The 23,765-nt window shown below is 72.9% G+C and carries 17 protein-coding genes; 8 read left to right on the plus strand and 9 right to left on the minus strand.

Going from position 1 to position 23,765, the window contains the following annotated elements; all coding sequences use genetic code 11:
* Positions 1-10: 10 nt before the first annotated feature.
* Positions 11-8,212, minus strand: a complete 8,202-nt coding sequence (locus AB0I15_RS14700) for a DNRLRE domain-containing protein (RefSeq protein ID WP_358094801.1) — start codon at positions 8,210-8,212, stop codon at positions 11-13.
* Positions 8,213-8,437: 225 nt separating this feature from the next.
* Here AB0I15_RS14700 and AB0I15_RS14705 point away from each other — a divergent pair, with 225 nt between their 5' ends.
* The 4 genes from AB0I15_RS14705 to lexA all read left to right on the plus strand — a co-directional run bounded on the left by AB0I15_RS14705 (position 8,438) and on the right by lexA (position 11,239).
* The gene (locus AB0I15_RS14705) at positions 8,438-8,665 is read left to right on the plus strand and encodes a hypothetical protein (RefSeq protein WP_358094803.1); all 228 of its coding nucleotides are present in this window, start codon (positions 8,438-8,440) and stop codon (positions 8,663-8,665) included.
* 129 nt (positions 8,666-8,794) lie between these two features.
* Positions 8,795-9,727: an NAD-dependent epimerase/dehydratase family protein gene (locus tag AB0I15_RS14710; protein WP_358094805.1), complete on the plus strand. Its 933-nt coding sequence runs from the start codon at positions 8,795-8,797 to the stop codon at positions 9,725-9,727.
* Between the two features lie 65 nt (positions 9,728-9,792).
* Positions 9,793-10,398 carry an SMI1/KNR4 family protein gene (locus tag AB0I15_RS14715; protein WP_358094807.1) on the plus strand — a complete coding sequence of 202 codons (606 nt, stop codon included), beginning with the start codon at positions 9,793-9,795 and terminating at the stop codon, positions 10,396-10,398.
* A gap of 172 nt (positions 10,399-10,570) precedes the next feature.
* The gene (gene lexA, locus AB0I15_RS14720) at positions 10,571-11,239 is read left to right on the plus strand and encodes a transcriptional repressor LexA (RefSeq protein ID WP_358094809.1); all 669 of its coding nucleotides are present in this window, start codon (positions 10,571-10,573) and stop codon (positions 11,237-11,239) included.
* On the opposite strand, the gene AB0I15_RS14725 is transcribed toward lexA, so the two are convergent.
* The 4 genes from AB0I15_RS14725 to AB0I15_RS14740 all read right to left on the minus strand — a co-directional run bounded on the left by AB0I15_RS14725 (position 11,178) and on the right by AB0I15_RS14740 (position 13,748).
* Positions 11,178-11,639, minus strand: a complete 462-nt coding sequence (locus AB0I15_RS14725) for a hypothetical protein (protein WP_358094811.1) — start codon at positions 11,637-11,639, stop codon at positions 11,178-11,180. The two genes, lexA and AB0I15_RS14725, sit on opposite strands and share 62 nt — an antisense overlap.
* 41 nt (positions 11,640-11,680) lie before the next feature.
* Positions 11,681-11,896, minus strand: coding sequence for a hypothetical protein (locus tag AB0I15_RS14730; RefSeq protein WP_358094815.1), 216 nt, complete (start codon positions 11,894-11,896; stop codon positions 11,681-11,683).
* Between the two features lie 284 nt (positions 11,897-12,180).
* A complete protein-coding gene (locus AB0I15_RS14735) occupies positions 12,181-13,089 on the minus strand; it encodes an alpha/beta hydrolase (RefSeq protein ID WP_358094817.1) in 909 nt (302 codons plus the stop codon).
* 53 nt (positions 13,090-13,142) lie between these two features.
* Positions 13,143-13,748 (minus strand): GNAT family N-acetyltransferase, encoded by a 606-nt coding sequence (locus tag AB0I15_RS14740; RefSeq protein ID WP_358094819.1) that lies wholly within the window; start codon positions 13,746-13,748, stop codon positions 13,143-13,145.
* 128 nt (positions 13,749-13,876) lie between these two features.
* Between AB0I15_RS14740 and AB0I15_RS14745 the strand changes: the two genes are divergently transcribed.
* Together AB0I15_RS14745 and AB0I15_RS14750 are read left to right on the plus strand one after the other, a co-directional pair.
* On the plus strand, positions 13,877-14,821 hold the full coding sequence (locus tag AB0I15_RS14745; protein WP_358094821.1) for a GntR family transcriptional regulator: 945 nt from the start codon (positions 13,877-13,879) through the stop codon (positions 14,819-14,821).
* A gap of 114 nt (positions 14,822-14,935) precedes the next feature.
* Positions 14,936-15,838, plus strand: a complete 903-nt coding sequence (locus tag AB0I15_RS14750; protein ID WP_358094823.1) for a helix-turn-helix transcriptional regulator — start codon at positions 14,936-14,938, stop codon at positions 15,836-15,838.
* 83 nt (positions 15,839-15,921) lie between these two features.
* Here the strand turns inward: AB0I15_RS14750 and AB0I15_RS14755 are convergent, their stop codons facing one another.
* Together AB0I15_RS14755 and AB0I15_RS14760 are read right to left on the minus strand one after the other, a co-directional pair.
* The gene (locus AB0I15_RS14755; RefSeq protein ID WP_358094825.1) at positions 15,922-16,743 is read right to left on the minus strand and encodes an SAM-dependent methyltransferase; all 822 of its coding nucleotides are present in this window, start codon (positions 16,741-16,743) and stop codon (positions 15,922-15,924) included.
* Positions 16,744-17,028: 285 nt separating this feature from the next.
* Positions 17,029-17,571 (minus strand): dihydrofolate reductase family protein, encoded by a 543-nt coding sequence (locus tag AB0I15_RS14760; RefSeq protein ID WP_358094827.1) that lies wholly within the window; start codon positions 17,569-17,571, stop codon positions 17,029-17,031.
* A 70-nt stretch (positions 17,572-17,641) separates the two neighbouring features.
* Here AB0I15_RS14760 and AB0I15_RS14765 point away from each other — a divergent pair, with 70 nt between their 5' ends.
* Both AB0I15_RS14765 and AB0I15_RS14770 read left to right on the plus strand, forming a co-directional pair.
* Positions 17,642-18,601 (plus strand): DUF5937 family protein, encoded by a 960-nt coding sequence (locus tag AB0I15_RS14765; protein WP_358094829.1) that lies wholly within the window; start codon positions 17,642-17,644, stop codon positions 18,599-18,601.
* 89 nt (positions 18,602-18,690) lie between these two features.
* Positions 18,691-19,377, plus strand: a complete 687-nt coding sequence (locus AB0I15_RS14770) for a polyphenol oxidase family protein (protein WP_358094831.1) — start codon at positions 18,691-18,693, stop codon at positions 19,375-19,377.
* Here the strand turns inward: AB0I15_RS14770 and AB0I15_RS14775 are convergent.
* Together AB0I15_RS14775 and AB0I15_RS14780 are read right to left on the minus strand one after the other, a co-directional pair.
* On the minus strand, positions 19,364-20,686 hold the full coding sequence (locus AB0I15_RS14775; protein ID WP_358094833.1) for a MurT ligase domain-containing protein: 1,323 nt from the start codon (positions 20,684-20,686) through the stop codon (positions 19,364-19,366). The genes AB0I15_RS14770 and AB0I15_RS14775 overlap by 14 nt on opposite strands.
* On the minus strand, positions 20,683-23,751 hold the full coding sequence (locus AB0I15_RS14780; RefSeq protein ID WP_358094835.1) for an amino acid adenylation domain-containing protein: 3,069 nt from the start codon (positions 23,749-23,751) through the stop codon (positions 20,683-20,685). The genes AB0I15_RS14775 and AB0I15_RS14780 overlap by 4 nt, the downstream gene beginning before the upstream one ends.
* Positions 23,752-23,765: the final 14 nt, after the last annotated feature.

Raw genomic sequence — 23,765 nt, forward strand, 5'->3', positions numbered from 1 at the left:
CCATGGGTGCTCAGGTGCAGTACTCCGTCAGCGGGCCGCGCGGGCTCGAGTCGTTCCAGACGCTGAGCTGACGGCGATAGCCCTTGTTGCCGATGGCGATCATCTGAACGCCGGCCGGCGCGAGCTGGTCGTCCTTGTACGCCGGCACCGCGAGGACGAAGACGCGCTCGTCCGCCTCCAGCCGCTGGACGACGCATTTCTCGAACTGGTTGTACATCTGCTTGTTCGCCCGGGCCGTGACCGGCACCAGGTTCTCCTTGTGCTTGCCCGAGCCGCCGTAGTTGGCGGCGATCAGGTGTCCCTTCTCCGTGAACCGCTGCTCGTCCTTGCCGTCCTTCCGCGCCTTCTCCAGGCCGACGAGCCCGATCTTCGAGTCCGCCTTGTGGCCGGGCATCTCGTTGGCGCCCGGGACGAGGCTGCTCCGGTCGAGGCAGGCGTCCGCCCCGGTCGCCCGCCCGTCGTCGTCGAGGTCCCAGTACGTGATCGCCGGCTTCTGGGTGCCGTTCAGACAGCTCTCGACCTCGTCGGTGAGGATCTGCGCCTGGTCCTCCGGCAGCTTGGCGAGCACGGCGATCGCGAAGACCAGGGCCAGCACGCCGCCGACGGCGACCCAGACGCTCGTCCCCGACGTCTTCATCAGCATGGCCGCCAGGTCGAGCGAGCGGTTGACGAGCGTGCCGGTGCCGGCCAGGTCGACCACGTCGGGACGTTCGACGGTCGTCGTGCCCGGCTCCTGGCGGGGCACCGGATGCCACAGGTTGATCAGCCACAGCGGGGGCGGCGGCGGGGGCGGGACGACGCGCGGGCGCTTGGTCGGCTTCTTGCCGCCGCCGCCGGACCCGCCGCCCACACCGTGTCCCCCGTCCCCGCCGGACCCGCCGCCCGCGCTGGTCCCGTCCGACGACATGGGGGTGGCCGGGATCGAGGCGATCCCCTGGGACGAGTGGTAGTAGCCGCCCTGGGGGCACGGGCACGTCGGCGCGTTCGCCTCCGGCGCGAAGATCAGCTCGCCGGCGAGGATCGCCCCGTGGACGATGAGGTGGGCGATGAACCACCAGTGCCCGGACGGGTCGGTGTTGGTCAGCGGGCTGCCGCCGCCGTAGCCGTAGCGGTTCGCCGCCGCCGACGCGGGCGTCGCGGGGACGGTCATCGTGTCGCGGCTGGTGAAGCCACCGTTGCGGGGCTCGTACCAGCGGGCGTGCATGTTGACCCCGCCGTTGGCCGGGTCGGTCCACTCGCCCTGGTAGCCGAGGTTCGGCATCTCGCCGGTGGTGGACCGGACCGCGCCGAAGGGGTCGAAGGCGCGCTGCCCGTGGCTGTCCAGGCCCCGGTAGCGGGCGGTCACGTCGCCGTGCTGGTCGGCGTAGAGCAGCTTCGCGGTCGCGGTGGAGCCGATCGCCCTGTCCGACACGGGCTCGCCGTTCGGGCCGCGGCCGGTCAGCCGGGCGCCGTCGGAGACCACGTCGTTCTCGACGCCGGCGTAGGAGAACGCGGCGCCTCCGCGCGTGGCGACGCGGTCGAGGCTGTCGTAGCCGTAGTCGACGGCCGCGTCGGCGACCTTGCGGCCGAACGCGTCGAAGGCCGTCGTCGTCGTGACGCCGCCGCGCGCCGAGGTCGCCATCGTGCCGCGCGGACGGTAGGTGTAGGCCGTCTCGCCCGCCGTCAGCGGCGCGTTGCGCTGGTCGTAGGTGAACGTGGTGGCGCCGGCCCTGGTCCGGTTCCCGGCGTCGTCCCACTCGTAGCCGGTGACCGTGCCGTCCGGCGCCGTCCAGGACGTCAGCCGGCCGGCCCCGTCGTAGGCGTAGGCGTTGGCCGACACGGCGTTCTCGGAGATCGTCTTCTTCGACGTGATGTTGCCGTCGCCGTCGTAGCCGTACTCCGTGCCGAGGATGACGCGGGGCCCGCCGCCGCCCGGGTCGGCCTCGGTCAGCCGGTCCGACGCGACCCGGCCGAACGGGTCGTACGCGGTCGTCCGGCGCACGTAGTCGGCCATCCCGCGCTCGGTGGTGTGCCACGGCCGCCCGGCGGGATCGTACGTCTGGTCGATCGTGCGGCCGGACAGCCCGTCCGCGGTCGAGATCAGCCGACCGGCCACGTCGTAGCCGAACGTCGTCGTGCCCGTCGCGTCCGTCCGGCTCTTCGGCAGGCCCTCGCTCGTGTACGTGAACGTCGCCGCCCCCGTCGCGCCGGTCGTCGTCAGCAGGTTGCCGCGGTCGTCGTACTGGAGGGTCGTGTCGCCCCGGGGCGAGCCGAAGCTCGTCATCCGGCCGCCCGCGTCGTAGCCGAACGTCCGCCCGGTCGTCGCCGCCTCCGCGCCCGTGCCGGTCTGGGCGGTCAGCCGGCCCTGCCCGTCGTACGTGCTCGCCCGCACCACGCCGCCCGGGTCGATCTCCCGCGTGAGCTGGGCCGCGGCGTCGTAGACGAGGGTGAACGCCCGGTCGGCGGGCGCCGGGTGCGCCGCCGTCGCCGGTTCGATCGTCGACTCTCTCAAACCGAGCGTGTTGAAGGTGTGGTCGGTGGCGTTCTGGTTGCCGTCGACGTAGCGCGTCCTGTTGCCGGCCGCGTCGTAGCCGAACGTGACCCGCACCGTCCTGGTGTCACTGACCTTCTCGTCCTGACGGACGACCCGGTCGAGCGCGTCGAACCCCCACGCCTTCACCCGGCCGGCCGGGGACGTCTCCTGAACCAGGTTGCCGTTCGGGTCGTAGGCGCGCGTCGTGGTCCGGCTGCGCGCGCCGCTCGTCTGGGTCACCGCGACCTGGTTGCCGAGCAGGTCGTAGGTGGAGGAGGTGGTGATGCCCGCGGGGTCGGTGACGCTCGCGACCCGGCCGGCGAGGTCGTAGCCGTAGGCGAGCCTGCGGCCGGTCGGGTCGGTCGTCACGGTCGGCTCACCGGCCTGGTTGTACGCCGTCCGCGCCGTGTTCCCGCCCGGCGACACGTACGCGGTCCTGTTGCCGGCGTCGTCGTACTCGAGGCCCGTGACGTGGTAGGTCAGCGTGGGCCGGCGTTCGACGTCGGTCGCGGTGACCTGGCGGCCGAGCTCGTCGTAGGTGGCGAGCGTGGTGGCCCCGTTCGGGTCCGTCGTCGAGAGCCGCTCGCCGGCCCGGCTGTAGCCGTGCGTCGTCGTGCTCGCCCGGCCGCCGGCCTCGGGGAGGGTCTCGGTGAGCAGGTTGCCGTGCGGGTCGTACGTCCACTCCGTCACCCGCCCGAGCGCGTCGGTCAGCCGGGTCAGGTTGCCGTGCCGGTCGTAGGCCCTGCGCAGCTCCGGGCTGAGCTTCTGGCCGCCCGGCGGGGTGTAGTCCGGCAGCCGGATCGTCTCCTGGCGTCCCATGGCGTCGTACGTGGTGGCCAGGACGTTGCCGTTCGGGTCCTGGAGCCGGGTGACCTCGCCGAACGCGTTGCGCCCGATGGCGGCGACCGGCCGGACGCCGCTCTGCTGACGGCCGTTCTCCCAGGTCGTCACGGCCGGTGAGGTCGTGCTCGCCAGCCGGCCGAGGGCGTCGTAGCCGTACTCGGTCGTCTGGCGGCGGCGGTCGGTGAGCGCGGTCAGCAGCCCGCGCTCGTCGCGGACGTAGGTCTTGGAGTAGACGTCTCCGGCGGTCGGCGCGACGTCCTCCCGGGCGAGCCGCCCGGCCGCGTCGTAGGCGTAGCTCGTGGTCTCGGCGCGGCCGGGCTGCGCCGCCCCCGTCCGGGTCACGCCGCGGGGCTGGCCGTCCGCGTCCCTCGTGTACGCGGTCGCCCGCGCGAGGCCGGCCGGGTCGAGGGTCTCGGTGTCGGGCAGCCCGGCCTTGTCGTAGGTCGAGGTGACCACCCGGCCGCCCGCCGTGGTGAGCGACGTCCGGTTGCCGGCCGCGTCGTAGGCGTGGCGTTCGAGCTCGACGTCCCTCTTGACGCCGCCGGGCCCGGTGACGCCGACGGCGGTGACCGTGGCCGTCCGGTCGTCGTCGTAGTAGGTGTAGCGCCTCTCCCGCCCGGCGGCGTCCTTCTCGGCCGCGAGCCGGCCCGCCGGGTCGTAGGACAGGATGCGCAGCACGAGCGCGGTCGCGTCCGGGTCCTCCGGGTCGGCGCCGGGCCCGCTCGCCACCTCCCGCACCACCCGGCCGCGCGAGTCGGTGTGGGTGATCCAGGTGATCCCGCGGTCGTCGGTCCGGCGGACCTCCATGCCGGAGTTGAGGGTCCGCGTCGTCTCCTGGCCGCCGTCCGGGAACGTCGTGGACGCGAGCTGGTCGAACCGGTCGTAGGTGTAGGAGGTGACGCGCGGCGGGTCGCCGCCGGTCGTGTCCGCCCGCGTGACCTTGGTCTCGTTGCCGTTGCCGTCGTACTCGTAGGTCGTCACAAGCGTGTGCGTGACGTTCGTGACCGGGTTGGTGATGCCCGGCGTGGTCACGGTCGCGATCTGCGACCGGGGGGTGTAGGTGTAGCGGGCCGCGCCGAAGGCCACGCCGAGCGCGGACTTCGCGGTCGCGCTCGTCCGCCGGCCGACGCCGTCGTACTCGTAGCGCGTCCGCAGCCCCGAGGTCTCGCGCCGCTCCACCAGGTCGCCGTTGGCGCGGTAGACGTAGTCGGTGACCGCGGTCGAGCGCTTGCCGGTGTGCCGGACGAGCAGGCCGCGCGGCACCGTGCCGCCGCCGTCGGCCGACTCCGTGCCCGTGGAGAACGTCCAGGTCTCGGTCGGCGCGCTCGCGCCCTTCGGCGCCGGGTGCGTCGTCGAGACGAGCCGCCCGACCGCGTCGTAGCCGTAGGTGGTGCGGTAGGTGGTGTCGTCAGGGCCCGACGAACGCGCGTCGGAGTCGCTGAGCTTGCGGTCGTTGCGCGGGTCGAGCGGGGTCGCGGGGTCGACGAAGTACGTGGAGTACCGGGTCTGGCACGAGTCGGGCTGCCGGCGGCAGGTCGTGGTCGACAGCACGTTGCCGCGATCGTCGGTGGTGTAGGTGGAGGCGTGGCCGTTCTCGTCGGTCAGCCGCCGCAGGAAACCGGCCTCGTTGTACTCCCACGAGCGGGTGCCGCCGTCACGGGTCAGCCGCGCCGGCCGGCCTCCGTGGTCGGCGTCGAACGTGTACACCGAGTCGGGGTACGGGCCGCGCAGGGTCACCTTGCGTTCGGCCTCGTCACGGACGGGCAGGTCCAGCCGCCAGGCCCGGCCGTCCCGGTCCGTCATCGACCGGACGCGGTCGTTGACGTCGTCGTAGCCGACCTCCAGCGCGACCCTCCCCGCCTCCGGCAGGGTCACCTTGACCAGGACGTCCGCCCGCTCGCCCGCCGCGAAATGCGCGGCGACGGCGGTCGCGCCCAGCGTGTGCTGGTAGGTGGCGACCTCGTCGATCATGCCGTTGAAGGGGAAGTCGCCGTTGTCACCCGACGGCCATTTCCTGGTGTCGCCGGCCCCGACCGTGACGTGGGTGAGCTCGTCGTGGTCGATCACGCCGGCCAGCGTGTCCTGGGCGACGCCGTCCACGTAGAGGGTCTGGGTGTCGATGAAGCCGGAGAGCACCACGTGGTGCCACCGGCCGTCGTTGACGGGCGCGTTGGAGACGACCTGCCGCCCGTCCTCGGGCCTGCTGGTCCAGAAACCGCCACGGAGGAGGCCGTCCTGGCCGACGTACAGCAGCGGGGCCGACTTGCCCGCCGCGGTCCCGAACGGCTGGTCGGCGTAGCTCGCGAGCACGCCGCCGGCCGTCGTCCTGAACCACAGCTCGAACGCGGCCGACATCGTGGGGCTGATCAGGTCGCGGGGCAGCGTGACGCGGCTCCCCTGGCCGTCGAACGCGGCGGCGCTGTCGGCCGTGCCCGCGAGCGCCCCGGCGGCGCCCAGCGCGACGCCGTGGTAAACACCCTTGTCGCGCCCGGGCCTGCGGGCCACGACGCTGGCCGCGCCGTCGCTCTGGCCGGGCTCGCCGAGTCGCCAGAAGCCGCGCGGGTTGTCGTCCTGCACGACGCTCGGGTAGTGCGAGGCGTCCTGGTAGGCGTACGTGGTGCAATTCGGCGCCGGGCCGGGCTGGCAGGCGGTCGCCAGGCGCGGGCCGTCGTAGGTGTAGGTCCAGGCGAGCGGCGCCTCCCCGGCCGACGGGCGGTCGGTCGTGACCTTGACGACGCGGCCGTCCTGCCAGGTCAGCGTCAGCCGGCGTTTGCTGGTCCGGTTGACCACGGCGTAGGGCCGGGGGTCGCCGCCGACGTCGTACTCGAGCTCCTCGACCAGTCCGTCCGGGTCGGTGATGCGGACCAGCCGGCCCGCGGCGTTGAACAGGTAGGTCGTGCCGGACGCGTCGCGCAGCGTGTACTCGGCGGCGGCGAGCACGAGGGTCGCGTTGACGCCGTGCGGAGGCGCGAACGTGCGGTCGGGGTCGAGGCCGAAGCGTACCTCTCGGCCGCTGGGCAGCGTGACGACGACGTTGCCCGAGCCGTCCTGGTCCGGGACGAGCCTGGTGTCGAGCCGCGAGGCCCAGCCGTGGCCGAACGCGGTGTCGGTGCGGGGGTCGAGGCTGTTGTACGTCCGGGTGATCGTCAGGTCGGGGCCGACCGTGGCGACCGAGGCGTCCGTCGTCGCGGCCGAGTAGTTGCCCACCTGGGGATCGAGGCCGGGCGCCTCCGTGCCGGCATTCACGCCGCCGAGGTGGGAGGTGATCGCGGGCTGCGGCACGATCGTGGTCAGGGCGAGCGGGTCGGACCACGGGCCGTCGTCGACGGTGTCGTTGGCCCGCACCTGCCACCAGTACGTCCGGCTCCACGACAGCGTGCCGGGCGGCGGGGTCCAGGTGCCTTCCGTCAGGCCGGACTCGACGCAGCCGGCCGGCTGCTCCGGCGTGCCCGAGCAGAGCTTGAACCGGTACTTGAGGCCGCGGGCGGGCCAGTCGTCGTCGTCGACGCCCTCCGCGTAGAGCGTGGGCGTGATGGAGCCGACGCCGTCGCCGTTGGCGGGCTGCTGACGATCGACGCTGGGCGGGACGTTCACGACGCGGAGCGGGAACGCGCCGTACGACACCCCGTGGGCGGCGGCGAAGTCGGCCCCGTTGTCGTACATCGTCAGCAGGACCGTGTAGTCGCCGGGCTCGATCGGCCGGATCGGCGCGGTGACCTGGACGGAGCCGCCGGGCCCGACCGTGCCGGGGACGGCGAAATGCGGCGAGACCTGCTGGCTGGACTGGTCCGCGCGCCTGACGATGAAGCCGAACTTCGTCGAGCCGGACGGCGTCCACGTCACCGAGCCGCGGTTGGTGATCGTCGCCTTGAGCTCTCCGTCGCGGGTGTTGGTGGGCAGCGTCACCTCGTCCACGCGGTAGGCCGCGCCCTGCGCCGCGTAGGTGACGTCCAGGAACGGCCGCGCGTCGGCGGCGGCGTCGGCGGAGCCGAAGCTCTTGTACGCCGCCGGGTCGCCCTCGTTGGCCGCGCGCACGGACACGCCGTGGGACGGGGCGCCGTGCGTCCAGTCGGTGACGGCCTCGGGGTCGAGGACGACGCCCTTGCGCGCGGCGGCGCAGCCCGCCCTGCCGGCGGCGAAGCTCGCCTGCCCGAGGTGGCGGCCGAGCGGGGCGCCCGGCCAGCGCGTCATCGCGCCGCCGCGCCACGGGGCGGAGACCGCGTACACGTCGGCCGGGGTGGGCGTGCAGGAGCCGGCGTCGATCGTCCAGAGGTTGAGCGTCGCGCCCCTGATGTACTGATCGGCGAGCCCGCGCAGATCGAAGCTCAGGTAGGCGGCCGACACGCCGCCGGCCGGGTCGCGGCCCGCGCGGAGGTACTTCAGGGCGGACCGGTCGGCGGCGGACGCGCTGTTGACGTAGGTGTCGTCGCCGACCTCGGCGTGCGTCGCCGCGGCGATCCGGACGGTTCTGGTCCGCGTGCCGGGGCCGCCGGACGGCACGGACCTGACCTTGACGCCGGTCAATCGCCGTGGCTCCGCCTGCACCCGGCCCTTGGCCCGCGGCAGCGCGAGCCGGTCGGCGACCGCGCCCTTGGGCCGGATCGGCGTCCCCGCGAGCGCGGTCAGGCTCGTCCTGGTGGCGCTCGCCGGAGACTTGGGCGGAAGGCCGGTGGCCGTCCCGCCGCGCTGGACGGGAGGGGCTGCGGCGCCGGGCTCCGACGAGGGCTCCGGCCCGGTGGCCGCGGACACGTCCACGGGCCGCAGGCCGAACACCACCAGCGCCGGCACGAGCATTGGCACCAGCACGGACACGGCGGCGGTGCGGAATGTACGACGACGGTGCGGCGCGGCGCGCATGGATCCCCCCAGTGGCTCGGCCCCGAAGATTCGGCCCCGGAGGCGCACACCTCCCCCGGATGGCAAGGCGAGCATGACGAGAGCGCCTGTCACGTATCTGTCGTGGAGCTGTCGACCTGTCGCTAAGCAAAAGGAGCAGAACCCTCGTCGCAACGAACACCGCATCTACCGTGAAAAGGGCAAGGGCTACGAAAGTGATCTCTAGGACTTGCGGGGGATGATCTTGTGACAATCTCTACGGTCTTGGCGGCCGGATTCCTGGTCGCGATCGTCGGCATCGCCGTCTGGATGCTGTGGTCCCTGATGACCCGCCGGCCCGCCGTACGCAGGGGGTCCGGCAACCCCGGCCTCCCGTACGGCAGCGGTTCGGGGACGCTCGGCGACAGCGGCTACGGCGGCTTCGACGGGGGCGGCTGCTCGGGAGGCGACGGGGGCGGCGGCGGAGGCTGTTGACGTAAGGGTCACGCCTCCGCCACCCCGCGGCCGGCCGTTGCCGGATCGGCAACAGGGTTTGGCCCCGGGAGGGAGGCCGGACGAGGATCTCCCTCGTCCGCACCACCCTGACCGGCAAAGAGGCCCCCTTTGAACATCTTCGTCACCGGAGCGAGCGGCCTCATCGGCGGCACCGTCGCCGCGCGGCTGATCGAGTCCGGCCACGTCGTCACCGGCCTGATCCGCGACGCGTCCAAGGCCGGCGCCCTCACCCGCCTGGGGATCGAGCCCGTGGTGGGCAGCCTGGACGACGCGGAGTCGCTCGCCCGGCCGGCCCACCGCGCCGACGCCGTCGTCAACGCCGCCGACAGCGATCACCGGGGCGCCGTCGAGACCCTCATCGCCGCCCTGGCCGGCTCGGGCAAGCCGCTGCTCCACACCAGCGGCTCCGGCTTCGTGGCCACCGGCACGACCGGCGAGCGATCGGCGGACGTCTTCGGCGAGGAATCCCTCGGCGGCTGGGAGCCGGAGCATCCCGTCCGCGCGGCGCGCGTGGCCATCGACCGGCTGGTGCTGGCCGCCGCCGAGCGGGGCGTGCGCTCGGCCGTCCTGTGCAACAGCCTCGTCTACGGGCGGGGCAGGGTCCCGGGCCGCCAGAGCGTGCTGATCGACGCCCTGATCCGCCAGGCGCACGCGGACGGCGTCGTCCGCCACGTCGGCGCGGGCCGCAACCTCTGGTCGAACGTCCACGTCGACGACCTGGCCGACCTGTACGCCCTCGCGCTGGAGAAGTCCCCTCCCGGCACGTTCTACTTCGTCGAGAGCGGCGAGGAGTCCTTCGGCGCGATGACGTCGGCCCTCGCCCGCGCCCTCGGCCTGCCCGGCCCGCGGCCCTGGGACCCCGATTCCCCCGGCAACCTCTGGGACCCCGGGTTCGCCCGGCACGCCCTGGGCTCCAACAGCCGCGTACGCGGTGCCCGCGCCCGCGACCTCCTCGGCTGGAGCCCCCGGCACCACTCCATCGTCGAGTGGATCGCCGGCGCCGACCTGAGCGACACCACGCCGGAGGCGTTCGCGGGGTAGCGATGGCCTCCGAAGCCGGGGATCCTCGCGAGCAGACCGTCTCACCCCGCGCCTATGCTCGCGCCATGAGCGTTGTGGGCGAGGCGTGGGGACGGATCGAGGAATGGCTGGAACGACACGCGCCGTCCAGCGCCGCCGTGCTCGCCCCGCCGGCCGACCCCCGCGAGATAGCCGCCGCGCAGGCCACGCTGGGCCTCGCCTTCCCGGCCGAACTGGTCGAGTCGCTACGGCGGCACGACGGCCTGCTCGAATGGGCGAACGTCCTGCCCGAGCACCCTCCGCTCTCCGTCGCCCAGATCGTCGAACACCGGCAGATGTGCATGGACGTGGCAGAAAGCGTCGACGGCTTCACGCCACCCGGCCCGGGCCAAGAGCCGTGGTGGCATGAGCTGTGGCTTCCGTTCGCCGGATGCGACGGCGACGCCCAGGTGATCGACCTCAGGCCGGGCCCCGGGTACGCGCGGCTCGGCTGGACGGTGCACGACAACGGCGGCCACTTCGACGGCGCCTGGCCCTGTCTCGGGGCGTACCTGGCGGAGACCGCCGACGCGCTCGCCGACCGGCTGCCCGTGAACGGCTGGCACGCCTACCTGACCGTGGACGGCGACCTGTGGTGGAGCACCGCCGGCCAGGTCGAGCTCAACGGCACCCCACTCCGGCACGCCCCCTAGCCCCCCGCTCCCCCGTACGCGGGTTGCGTCGTGCGCGGCCGCGTCAGCGAAGTGGTCACCGGCACCACCTGGGACCAAGCCCCGCTCGGCCACCCTCAAGGCGACCTGACCGCCGGCGCAGAGCCGAGACCGGGGCGTGACGGTTCCCGGCGAGCCGGTGCCGACCTCTAGCATGTCGCAGGTGACCACCTACGACGATCATGACGTGTTCGACTACCTGGACGCCTCGGCCCTGCCGCAACGCCAGCAGCGGGTCCTGGCCGCGATCCGGGACTGGGTGGTCAGATACGGCTATCCGCCGAGCACCCGGGAGATCGGCCACGCGGTCGGGCTGCGGTCGTCCTCGTCGGTGTCGAAGCACCTGAAGAGCCTGGAGGACAAGGGGTTCCTCCGCCGCGGCACGACGATGACCCGGCCGATCGACGTGCGCCTGTTCCTGCGAGGCTCGGCGCCCGAACCGGCGGGCGACCTGGTGACCGTGCCCGTGGTCGGGGACATCGCCGCCGGCGTTCCCATCCCGGCCGACGAGCACCTGGACGACACGCTGACCCTGCCCCGCGACCTCACCGGGCGCGGCAACGTGTTCGGCCTCCGGGTGCGGGGCGATTCGATGATCGACGCCGCGATCTGCGACGGCGACATCGTCGTGGTACGCCAGCAGCCCGAGGCGCACTCGGGTCAGATCGTCGCCGCGATGATCGACGGCGAGGCCACCGTCAAGGTGTTCCGCCGGCGTAACGGGCACGTCCATCTCGAACCGCGCAACCCCGCCTACGAGATCATCGACGGCGACGAAGCCGTGGTGCTGGGCATCGTGGTCTCGGTCCTTCGCAGCGTCTGAACGGGAGGCCGGCGCTCAGGCGCGGGGCCGACCGGTGGCGGGCGAGAACGGCAGCCGCCACCACCAGGCGCCCGCGCGCACGGGCACGCGCGGCCACCGCGATCGCCTGCCGACGGCCGGGTGCGGCGATCACGAAGGTGGGCGTGCCGGGCGGGCCCGCCAGCGTCTCGACGTGCTCCCACTCCTCCAGATCCTGCCCGGCGGCGTAGACCCCCGCGGCCTCGATCACCTTGGCGGCCGCGTACCGCGCGCTGCCGTAGCCGGGGCCGGGGCCGGGGCCGGGGCCCAGCATCATCGTCACCGGGGCTTCGGCGACCCGCGCCGCCAGGTCCGCGCACCGGGGGCGCACGGCGGCGACGGTGTCCTCGACGGCCTCCGCCAGGTCCGCCTCGATGGCCACCGCAGGGCGGGCAAGCCTAGACCACCCGGGCGGCCAGGGTGTCAGTGCGCGCGCGTCGCCGGGATGGGAGCCGTCTGGGGCGCGGCGCTCTCGTTCCGCTCAGGGCCGTCCGCCGGAGCGTGCTCGGGCTCATCGTGCCCGGGGCAGTAGCCGTTGGTCACGATGAGCCGCCCGCGCGCGGGCGTATAGGAAGCGGCCTGCATGGAAACCGGCACGCCGCGGCACGTCGGGCACACGAGCGACTGGTCGGCTGTCATGGAGATCCCTTCAGGAGCGTGGCAGGAGCGGCGGGTACGACAGGTGGAGATGGCCTCTGTCCTGGGGTGACAGGTGGTCACCCGCTGAGCGGCCGGGACACTCGCCGAGGTCTCCCAGGTTGGGCGACCGGACGCCGGATGTTCACTCCGGTCACGGATCCACGATCATATCGTACACACGTTCGATCTTGTTACGAGGGGGTGGCCCCGACGCGGGGCCACCCCCTCGGCCCGCACCCGAAGGAGACGGCGGCACCGTCAGGTTCCCGCCGCCTCCACGCGGGTCAGCGACTCAGCAGCCCGGCGAAGATCTCCACCAGTTCGGGCCGGTCGAACGGGCCGACGTGGGGCGCCGCGACGCTCCGCACGTCGGTCGGGTTGCCCGGGGTCAGGCGGTCGGCCTCGCGGATGAACCGGTCCTGCAGCGCGGGCGGAATCAGCCGGTCGAGGGTGAAACGCACATACGTCCGCGGAATGCGGCCCCAGGTTCGCGCTTCGCCCCGGGCCTCGGCGATGGGGATGGTGGCGGTCTCGTCCGACTCGAGCTGGTTGAGCAGCCGGCTCACCTCCTCGTCGGTGAAGTCGCCGGCCAGGCACTCCTTGACGGCGTGGAACACCGACGGGTCGGCCGAGCGCCAGTTGAGCCGGTTCACTCCCAGGACCGCCGGATCGGCGACCTTCACCGCCTCGATGAGGGGCAGCAGGCTGTCGCCGTTCTCCGGCGTGCCGAGGTAGGCGGCCATGTTCGGCAGGTCCACGCAGCAGTACGCCGCCACGTAGACGACCCGGTCGAGCAGTTCGGGGATGGCGTTGCCGACCCTGCTCACGGTGACGCCGCCCTGGCTGGCGCCGGCCAGGATCACCGGCCCGTGGCGGCGGGCGCGGCGTACCACGTCCTCCACGCGTTCGACATAGTCGTCAATGGTGATCTTGGCGAGTGGCGACGGCTCCATGGCCAGCGCCTCGAGGTCCTGCGGAGCCTGGTACGAGCGGGGGACGAACTGCTCCAGGCCGTGTCCGGGAAGGTCCACGGCCACGCTCCGGTGCCCGCGCAGGGTGAGCTCGCGTATCAGCCCCGAGGCCCAGAACGAGGAGGAGTTGGTGCCGTGCACGAACACCAGGGTCGGCGGCCGCCGGTCGGCCGCGATTCCGTGCACCGGCGTGCCGAGCTCCGATTCGTGGTTCGTCGTCATTGGACGCTCTCTTTCGTTGTGCCTGTTCGGTCGTTCCGGTGGCGGTGCGCCGGTCAGGGGCGCGGACGGCGCCACATAGGCCACAGGAGCGGGCTGTCGGCCACGCGGACCGGTTCGCCGAGATCCTCGAACCCGTGCCGCTGGTAGAGGGCGCGGCTCCGAGGCGAACTGGCCTCCAGGTACGCGGCGAGCCCGTCGGCGTCCGCGCGCGTCAGCCGGTGCCGCAGCAGTGCCGATCCGAGTCCGGCACCCTGGCGCGCACCGGCCACCCCCATACAGGGGAGGTAGAGGTGCGGTTCGCGATCGGGGTGCCGCACCGCCAGCGCCTGACCCAGGGCCCGCAGCCGCGCGCCGCCCTCGCCGAAGACCGCACCCGCGTCGGGAGCGTCCGAAGGCTCCTCGTGAGGCGCCTGTCCGGCGGCCAGGGTCAGCCACACCGCCGCGCCGTCGCGGTCGCCGACCAGGTAGGCCTCGCCGGTGGGATGCGCGAGGAGCGGGTGGTAGAAGCGCGGCTGGAGGTGCCGCCGTTCGCCCGGCTCGGGGAAGAGCCAGCGGACGAGGGCGTCGTTCATGAACGCCTCGGTGAGGACGTCCGACACCACCCGCAGGTCTGCGCCATCCGCCTGCCGCACGGTTGCGTACGGTGTATTCGCACTCATGCGTACAGAGTATTGAGCGGACTGCCGGGGCGCGGACAATTCCTGTTGATAGGGCAGAAGAAGTGCACTAGTGCGTGATTAATTGAACTAGTACACTGTGGACCTCATTGATCATCCCGGGGGTTCCCATGTCGTCGTCCACGCAGAGGCCCGAGCCGCCCTACCGGCGGATCGTCGCGGAGGTCCGGGCCCGGATCCTGGCCGGCGAGCTGCGGCCCGGCGATCGCATGCCGTCGATCCGGCAGATCGCCCAGCGCTGGAGCGTGGCGGTCGCGACCGCGACCAAGGCGATGGCGGCCCTGCGTGACGAGGGGCTGGTCGAGACGAAGGTCGGCTCCGGCACGGTGGTCGGCGCACGCGCCGGCGCGAAGCGGCCGGCCGGCCCGGCCACGCCACCCAGACCACGGCAGGCGGGCGGCCCCCAGCAGGCGCTGAGCCGCGAGCAGGTGCTCCGCACCGCCGTCGCGATCGCCGACGTCGAGGGGCTCGACGCCGTGTCGATGCGGCGGCTCGCGGCCGAGCTCGGCGTCGGCCCGATGTCGCTCTACCGGCACGTGGCGAACAAGGACGAACTGGTGACGCAGATGGCCGACGAGATCTTCGGCGAGGCGGAGCTGCCCGACCCTGGCCCGGAGGGCTGGCGGGCCAAGCTCGAACTGGTCGCCCGCCGGCAATGGGAGCTGAGCCGGCGGCACCTCTGGCTGCCCAGGGCCGTCTCGCTGACCCGCCCGTTGCCCGTGCCCAACATGATGGCCCACACCGAGTGGACCCTGCGCGCGCTCGACGGGCTCGGGCTGCCCATGACGACCCGGATCCGAGAGGCGCTCACGCTGCACACGCTCGTCATCTCCCTGGCGCTGTCCATGGCGGAGGAGATCGAGGCCGAGCAGGAGACCGGGGTGAGCCTCGACCGGTGGCAGCGGGCCGACGAGCTCCTCCGCAGCGGCCGGTTCCCCCTGCTGGCCGCCTTTCCCGAGGTGACGGTGGCGGACCTGGACGGCCTGTTCGAGTACGGCCTCGCCCGTCATCTCGACGGCTTCGCCGTCCTGCTGGAGGATCACCGAGGACGGTGACCGCCGCGGCGGCGGGCACACACAGCTTACGCCGAAGAGATCGGCCCCGACGCGGCCGGCGTGGCAATATATGGAGAGGTGGAGTGCGGCTGGATCACCGATCGAGGAGCATGGATGCCGACAAGCGGAATGGGCGACCTGGCCGACCTTTCCAAGGATGCTCCCCCCTGGCCGGGGCCGACGATCATTCGGGTGCTGATCGGCGCGCAGCTACGCCGGTTCCGTGAGGCCCGCCAGATCAGCCGCGACGACGCCGGCTACGCCATCCGGGCCTCGCCGTCGAAGATCAGCCGGCTGGAGGCCGGTCGCACCGGCTTCAAACTCCGCGATGTGGCCGACCTGCTGACCCTGTACGGCGTGAGCGACGACGCCGAGCGCGCCAGCCTGCTCGCCCTGGTCGAACAGGCCAACGCGCCCAGTTGGTGGCACGAATACCGAGACGTCATCCCCGACTGGTTCGAGCCCTACCTGGGCCTGGAGCAGGACAGCAGTCTCATCCGCGCCTACGAGGTCCAGTTGGTGCCCGGCCTGCTGCAGACCGAGGACTACGCGCGTGCGGCCATCGGCCACCGCCACCGGGATGCCTCTCCCGACGAGATCGAACGCCGCGTCGCGGTGCGGATGCGCCGCCGTCACCTCCTCACCCGACCCGGCGCACACCGGCTGTGGGTGGTGATCGACGAGGCGGTGCTGCACCGCCGCGTCGCCGACGACGCGGTGATGCGCGACCAGTGGGAGCACCTGGCGCGGCAGGCCGAGCTTCCGCATGTGACCGTCCAGGTACTGCCCTTCACCTCCGGCGGCAACGTCGGCGGGGTGGGGCCCATCACCATCCTGCGCTTCCCCCAGCAGGAGCTGCCCGACGTGGTCTACGTCGAGCACCTCGCCACGGCGCAATACCTCACCAAGAGCAGCGAGGTGCTGCCCTATCACGCGCTGATGGACGAGCTCGGCCTGGCGGCCCTGCCGGCCTCGGCGACGGCGGCCATGGTGCGGCGGCTCATCGACGCGCACTGACACTCAGTCCTTGCCGTCGACACGCGCCGGCGCTCGGCCCTTGTCATCCACTGTCATCCACTGTCATCCACGCGCGCCGGTGCTCAGCTCTTGCGCGCGACCCCGCAGAAGGCGTCCACCTCGTCCGGCAGGCCGCCGACCGCCTCCGCCTCGAACCGCCAGCGGGAGACGGACACGACGCCCGGCTCGATCAGCTCCAGGCCGTCGAAGAACCGTTCGATCCGCGCCGGGGTGCGCAACTCGTACTCGTAGACCTGCCCCTGGTCGCGCAACTGCTCGGCCTGGGCGGCCTGCTGGGGTTTGACCGTCTTGGTGCCGTCCTCGATCACCAGGTGGCTGCCCGGTGCCAGCACGCCGGTGTAGCGGTCGATCAGGGCGCGGGCCTCGTCGTCGTCGCGCACGGTGCCCAAAACCCCCAGCAGCAGGAGCGCGGTCGGCCGGGTGAAGTCCAGCGTCGCCGCGGCGCGCGTCAGGATGTCGTCGGGGTCGCGCACGTCGGCGTCCAGATAGTCGCACGCCCCTTGGGGGTCGCTGGTCAGCAGGGCGCGCGCGTGGACCAACACCACGGGGTCGTTGTCGACGTAGACGACGCGGCTGGCCGGGTCGACGCGCTGCGCCACCTCGTGCGTGTTGTCCACGGTGGGCAGGCCGGTGCCGATGTCCAGGAACTGGCGGATGCCGCTCTCCTCGGCCAGGTGGCGGACCGCGCGCCGGAGGAAGGCCCGGGTGTGCAGCGCGATCTGCTGCATCCCCGGATAGTACTGCTCGAGAGTCTCGGCGAGCTCCTTGTCGACGGGGTAGTAGTCCTTGCCGCCCAGCCAGTAGTTCCACGCTCTGGCCTGGCTGGGACGCGTGGTGTCGATCCGGCCGAGAAGGGAGGAATCGGCGGGTGATTCGTCGGCCATGGGCTACTCCATCTCGGGGTCCGATTCGCGCCTTTTCGGCATCTGCCTGTTCTATCAATCAGGCATGATCCGTGTCAGCGCGCTGCATGATCATCTTTCCTGGAGCGCGCGCTGTTGACAACCTTCGGAGCGCGACCTCGTGATCGCCATGACAGCGCTCCGCACGCCTGGTCGAAAGCCCCTCCCGTGGTCGGAGAAAGGTGAACCATGCGCTCTGCGAGACGATCGATCTGCGCCGCGATCACCGCCCTGCTGCTCTCGGCCGCCCTCGGCGCGCCGGCCCGGTCAGCGGAGGCTGTAGTCGAGGAACAGGGTGCCGTTCTTGCCGTGCTGGAGGTCCGTCAGCGTCCACGTCTGCGGCAGCTCTTGACCGTCGAACACCCGGCGCCCGGTGCCGGCCGCCGCCGGGGCCACGACCAGGCGCAGCTCGTCCACGAGACGGGCGCCCAGCAGGGAGCGGGCCAGTTCGATGCTGCCGTGCACGCCGATGTCGCCGCCGGGCCGCTCCTTCAGGGCGGTCACGTACTCGGTGACGGGGGTGGTGACCACGGTGGTGCCGGCCCAGTCCAGTGCCGGCGCGGTGGAGGTGACCACGTGCTTGCGCACGCCGTTGATGAAGGAGGCGAACGGCTCGAAGTCCGCGGTGGGCCAGTAGCCGGCCCAGTGGTCGTAGGTGCCGCGCCCGAGCAGGACGTCGTCCTGGGTGGCGATGACCTTGGCGAGGTAGGACACCAGTTGCGAGCCCTCGTCGACGAACCAGTCGCTCTCCTCGTAGGCGACCGCGTCGAGCGACATCAGGTGATAGAGAACTACTTTGCGATGGTTCATGCCCCCATGGTGCCGTCCGCCACATCCGGCCTGCGCTACATTCGGCCCCAGCCGAATCCGAGGGCAGGCCATGCTCACCCTTGCGTTCTCCGCCTATGACCTGACCTCTATCAGGTTCGCCTACTCCCCGCTGCGCGAGGTGACCGCCGCCGTCCTCGCCGCGCGCACCCCCGCCGGGCGGGCGCTGCACCTGCCGTGGCTCCGGCAGGTCGGGCCGCACCTGGGCGGGGATCTGGCGCCGCTGCTCGATCTGGTGGTGCCCGGCAGCGGCTACATCCCCAACTTCCTGTTCCCGATCCCGACCACCCCGACGCCGGACCTGGCCATGGAGCTGGCGGCGCTGCGCGCCACACCGGCCGAGGTGGTGCGCGCCGACCTGCGGCGCATGACCGCCCCGCCGCAGGACACCGCCGTGGAGCTGCTCGACGACCCGGGACCGGCGCTGGAGCGGCTGGTGGCGGCCGTCGAGACGTTCTGGCAGGTGGCGATGGCGGCGCACTGGCCGCGCATGCGCCATCTGCTCGAGGGCGACCTGCTGTACCGCGGCAGGCAACTGGCCGAGCACGGGCCCGCCGGAGTGTTCGCCGGCATGCATCCGGCGATCCGATGGGAGGGGCGCACCCTGTATCTGGACCATCGGCCGCAGTCGTCGTCGCGGGTGCTGACCGGGGAGGGGCTGCTGCTGGCGCCGTCGGTGTTCGTGTGGCCCGGCCTGCTGTACCGCACGGGGTCGCCGGGGCAGCCGGTGATCACCTATCCGGTGCGGGCGATCGCGACATTGTGGGAGCGGGGCACGACCCCGGCGGCCGGGGCGCTGGACGCGGTGATCGGGCGCTCGCGGGCGGTGATCCTGCGCGAGCTGGAGGCGCCCGCGTCCACGTCGGACCTGGCCCGCCGTACGCGGCTGTCGGCGGGCAGCGTGTCGGAGCAGCTCACGTTGCTGCTGGCGGCCGGCCCGGTCACCAAGCACCGGGTGGGGCGGTCGATGCTGTACGTGCGCACGCCACGCACGCAGGCCCTTCTCGGCTGACCGCGCGGCCGACATCGCCTTCGCCGCCACGCCTGATCGCGCCGATGGCTCCTAGACTTCCTGTCATGTGCGCGGATGATCGTGTGGGTATGGCGTTCTCCGACAGGTCCGACGCGATCAGCCTGCCCGGTGAGGAGGTCACGCGCCTGGGAGCCGAGGCGCAGGCGGTCGTCCGGCGCGGGCGGGCGCACGTCGCGCGAAGACTCGGGCTCGAACCGGACAACGTCGTCTACATGCGGCAGGTCCACGGCGCCACGGTCGGCTACGTCGGCCGGCCCGGCGCGGCCCCGTCGTCGCCCATGGACGGCATGTGCACGGACAGGCCGGGGCTGGCCCTCGCCGTGCTGGTGGCCGACTGCGCCCCCGTGCTCCTGGCGGATCCCGAGGCCGGCGTGGTGGGGACGGCCCACGCGGGACGCTCCGGGACGTCGGCCGGGGTGGTCGCCGCCCTCGTCGAGAGCATGGCCGGCCGGGGCGCGGACCCGTCGCGCACGATCGGGCTGGTGGGCCCGTGCATCTGCGCCCTCTGCTACGAGGTGTCGCCGGAGACGCGGTCGGCCATGGCGGCCTCGGTGCCGGAGGCGTGGGCCACGACGCGGATCGGGACGGCCGCGATCGATCTGAGGTCCGCGATCACCGCCCAGCTCCGCCGGCTGGGCGTCACCCAGGTGCGGCACGATCGCCGCTGCACCAAGGAGACGCCCGAGCTGTACTCGTATCGGCGGGAAGGGCCGACCGGAGACTTCGCCGGGTTCGTCTGGCTCAAGGGCGCCTGACCTCTCTGAGCACGTCGAGGAACGCGGTGTAGTTCGCCACGACGTCGAGCCGGCCTTCGGGCGCTCGTTCGCAGGCCTCCCGCAGCGAGGCGACCACGTCATGGCGTACGTCCGCCACGTGCAACCGGAGCGCCAGGTCGAGGCGCCTGGCACCGGTGACGAACACCGGGACCCCGGCCAGCCTGCGGAAATCCACGTCCCAGATCCAGGACGTGTCGTGGCCGTCGAGCGCGCGGGCGTTCAGCATGAGCAGCGCGCCCGGCGACCATCGCAGGATCTCCAGGACCTCCGTCCAGCTTGCCGGGTTCTTGGCGAGCAGCAGCCGGATCCGTCGGCCGTGGACCTCCGCGACCTGGTAGCGGCCCGCGACGCTGCGCACCCGGGTCAGGCTCCTGGCCGCCTCCGGCGGAGGAACGCCCAGCGCGGCGCCCGCGGCCACCGCCATGGCCGCGTTCGCGTAGTTGATCTCGCCGGGGATCCGCAGGCGGAGATCGTACGTGCGGCCGGTCCGCGCCGACACGATGGAGCGCTCCTTGAGCTCCCAGTGCGGAGCGGGCCGGGCCAGGCCGCAGCTCTGGCACGACCAGTGCCTGGCCGACGGGCGCTCCAGCGGGCCGCCGCAGGCCGGGCAGGACCAGGAATCGTGCGGCCACCCGGCTCCGGTCGACACCCAGAAGACACGCGCGGCGGCGGAGGCCGCCCAGCAGACGAGAGGGTCGTCGCAGTTGGCGACCACGACGCGCGCGTGCCCGCCCCGCAGGGCGTCGCGCCACGCCTGGGCGAGCAGCACCGTTTCCGGGTTGCGGTCGAGCTGGTCCCGGCTCAGGTTGAGCAGGACGATCGCGCGGGGGGCCACCTGAGCGCAGAGCGCGGGCAGGTAACGCTCGTCGACCTCGAAGGCCCCGAAGCCGGCGCGCCCGGCCCGCGCCAGGGCGGTGACGATGCCGCCGGGCATGTTCGCGCCGGTCTCGTTGCTGGCCACGGCGCCGGCCTGGCGCAGCGTCTCGGCGACGAAGCGGGTGGTGGTGGTCTTGCCGTTGGTGCCGCTCACCAGGACGACCTCCAGGGGAACGGTCAGGACGCGCAGCGCCCCGGGGGCCAGCCGCAGGACGATCCGCCCGGCCACGGTCCCCGCGCCCGCCCGGCCGGTCCTGCGGTGACAGGCCGCGACCAGCCTGCCGCACATCACGGCCAGCCACACCCTCAGCCTCGCCGGCAGCCCCGGCGCGTCGCCGCCTGCCAGGGAAGCGCCTCCCAGGGAGCCGCTTCTGCGGGGGCGGGGGCCGGGCTTCCTGGAGTGGGCGATCACCTCATCGAGGCTTGGACGGCCGACGTCACGTCGGCGATCGTCGGGTTGCTCAGGATGGCGTGCACGGTGATGCTCACCGGCCAGGTCTGGGTGATCCGGGCGGCGATCCGCATCGACTCCAGCGACCTCATGCCGTAGCGGCCGAGGTCCTCCAGCCGGCCCACCCCCCGCACGTGCAGGACGTCCTCCACCAGTTGCGCGACCTGCCGCTCCAGCGGCGTCCCCGGCATCTCGACGTCACCGTCCGTCCGCGCGACCGCCGCGCCGTGCGCCTCCAGGGCGCGCGAATCGCGTTTCGCGTTGTGCGTCAGCGGCATGGCGTCCAGGCGCACGTAGCGGTCGGGGACCATGTAGGGGGCCAGCCTGTCGAGCAGGAACGCGCGCAGCTCACCGTCCTGTGGGGCGTGAACCCCGCCGGTGACGACGTACGCGGTGAGCGACCTCTGACGTCCTTCGTTCTCGCTCACCAGGACGGCGACGTCGTTCACCCCCGGATGCCGCCGGAGCGCCGCCTCGACCTCGCCCAGCTCGATCCGGTACCCGCGGATCTTCACCTGTCCGTCGTCGCGGCCGAGGAACTCGAGCTTCCCTCCGGGGAGCCAGCGGGCGCGGTCGCCCGTCCAGTAGAGGCGGCCCTCCGGCCCGGTGGCGAGGGGGTGGGCGCGGAAACGGGTCCGGGTGAGGTCGGGGAGGTTGCGGTAGCCGCGCGCCAGGGCGACGCCGCCGATGCACAGCTCTCCCGGGACGCCGGCCGGTGACGGCTGGTCCATGTCGTCGAGCACGTACAGGTCGGCGTCGCCGACTCTGCGGCCGATGGGCACGGGCCGGGCGGCGCCCACCGCTTCGATCGTGGCCCACACGCTGGCCTCGGTCGGGCCGTAGACGTTCCAGAGCGGGCGCACCCCGGCCCGGGCGAGGTCGTCGGCCAGGTCGCCGGGCAGGGCCTCCCCGCCGATGACGCCGGCCAGCGTGCCGGACGCGCTCCAGCCCGCCTCCATGAGGAGCCGCCAGCCGCTCGGGGTGGCCTGGAAGTGGCTCGCCCCGCTGCGGTTCAGCTCCTCGCCCAGCCGGACGCCGTCGGTGACGACGTCGTCGGCGAGCACCGTGAGCCGCCCGCCGAAGAGCAGCGGCATGAAGAGGTCGACGACGCACAGGTCGCAGGCGTAGCTCGCCCCGGCCGCCCACAGGGTGTCCGGGCCGAGGCCGATCCTGTCGCCGAGGTCCTGGAGCAGGGCGACCGCTCCCCGGTGCATCACCTCCACGCCCTTGGGGCGGCCGGTGGAGCCCGAGGTGTAGATGATGTAGGCGAGGTCGGTGCTCTTGACGGGGACGCCGGGCGCGCCGGTCTCGCGGGCGGCGATGGCCTCCCGGTCCCTGTCCACGTAGACGACCGTCACCTCTGCGACGTCGTCGAAGCGGCCCCAGTGGGCGCTGTCGCTGACGACGAGCTTGATGTCGGAGTCGGCGGCCATCATCTGCAGGCGCTGGTCGGGGAAGCCGGCGTCGAAGGGTACGAAGGCCGCGCCGCACTTCATGATCGCCAGCAGGATGACCGGCAGCTCGCGGGAGCGCTTCACCAGGACGCCGACCGAGCCGCCGTGGTGCGCGCCCAGGTCGAGGAGATGGCGGGCGAGCTGGTTCGACCGGCTTTCGAGCTCCTCGCGGGTGATCTCCCCGCCGCCGTCGAGCACCGCGCCGCGCTCGGGCGAGCCGGTGAGCCCGAGGCGGACGGCCTCGTGGATGGTGGCGGCCGGCGCGACCGTGGCCGGGCCCCGCCCCCACCCGAGGATCTCCTCGCGCTCCGCCTCGGAGAGGATGTCGATCGAGCCGATCTCCCGGTACGGGTCCGCCGCCATCTCCTCGATCATGCTGCGCAGATGGCCCAGCAATCGCCGCATCATCGTGGCGGCGAACAGGCCCGGCCGGTAGACCAGGCGCAGCCGGAACTCCTCGCCCTCGCGCGCGACGAGGGTGAGCGGGAAGTGCGGCCGGGTTTCGCATCGGTCCGCCACGACGGCGAGACCCGGCGCGATCTCCGAGGCCCGCAGGTCCTCGACGACCACGGCGCTCTGGATGAGCTCGTTGCGGCCGATGCCGGGGCAGAGCCGCTGAATGTCCGGCAGGGGCAGGGAGGCGTGCTGCCACGCCCTGCGCCGTGCCGTCTCGTAGGCGCGCAGCCAGTCGGCCACCGGCTCGTCGTGGCGGATGAGCCGGCGCACGGGGAGGGTGAGCGTCATCGGCCCGAGCGCGGCAGTCTCGTAGGCGTCCCCCAGCGGGCGGTGCACGCCGGTGGTACCGACCACCACGTCCCGGCTGCCGGTGTACTTGCCCAGCAGCAGGTGCCAGGCGCCCTCCAGGACGGTCGCGCGGGTGACCCCGCAGGCGAGCGCGATCCGGTCGAGCCACGCGGAGGTGTCCGCCGCCGGCGTCTCCACCACTCCGGAGGCGTCCGGGTCCGGCCCGGCGATCGCGGTGAGGCTCGGCGGCTCGTGGCCGGCCAGCGCCTCCCGCCAGAAGTCCGCGTCCCCGGGGCCGCCGTCGCCCTGGTCGCGCCACCAGTCCACGTATTCGCGGTAGCTCCTGGCGGTGGGCGGGGCATCCTGCCCGCCCGCGTACGCCTGCGCCACCTCGCCCAGGACCCGCTGGAACGAGCGGAGGTCCATGACCAGGTTCGAGTACTGGACGAGCAGCAGCCGGGCGCCGTCCGCGGAGCGCGCGAGCACCGCTCGCACCAGGGGCGCCTCGGTGAGCTCGAAGCCCTTCGCGCGCTCGTCCGCCAGCCACGCGTCCACGTCGCCGACGGGCCCGACCAGCACGTCGATCAGCGGTGCGGCGGCCGGCCGGGGGCGTTGCCGCGCGACGGCGCCGCTCATCCAGTCGAAGGACATCGTGAGGATCTCGTGCCGCTCGAAGGCCGTCCGCCACGCCCGCCGGAACGCGTCAAGGTCGAGCGGCCCGCCCAGCGTCATCAGGACCTGGTCGAGATAGGCGCCGCTCCCCTGGACGGCGTGAAAGAGCGTTCCGTGCTGGATCGGCGACAGGGTGAGCGGTTCGTCGCTGTTCATCATTCTCCATCCGT

Source organism: Nonomuraea sp. NPDC050643 (assembly GCF_040654715.1).
In the GTDB taxonomy this organism is placed as follows: domain Bacteria; phylum Actinomycetota; class Actinomycetes; order Streptosporangiales; family Streptosporangiaceae; genus Nonomuraea.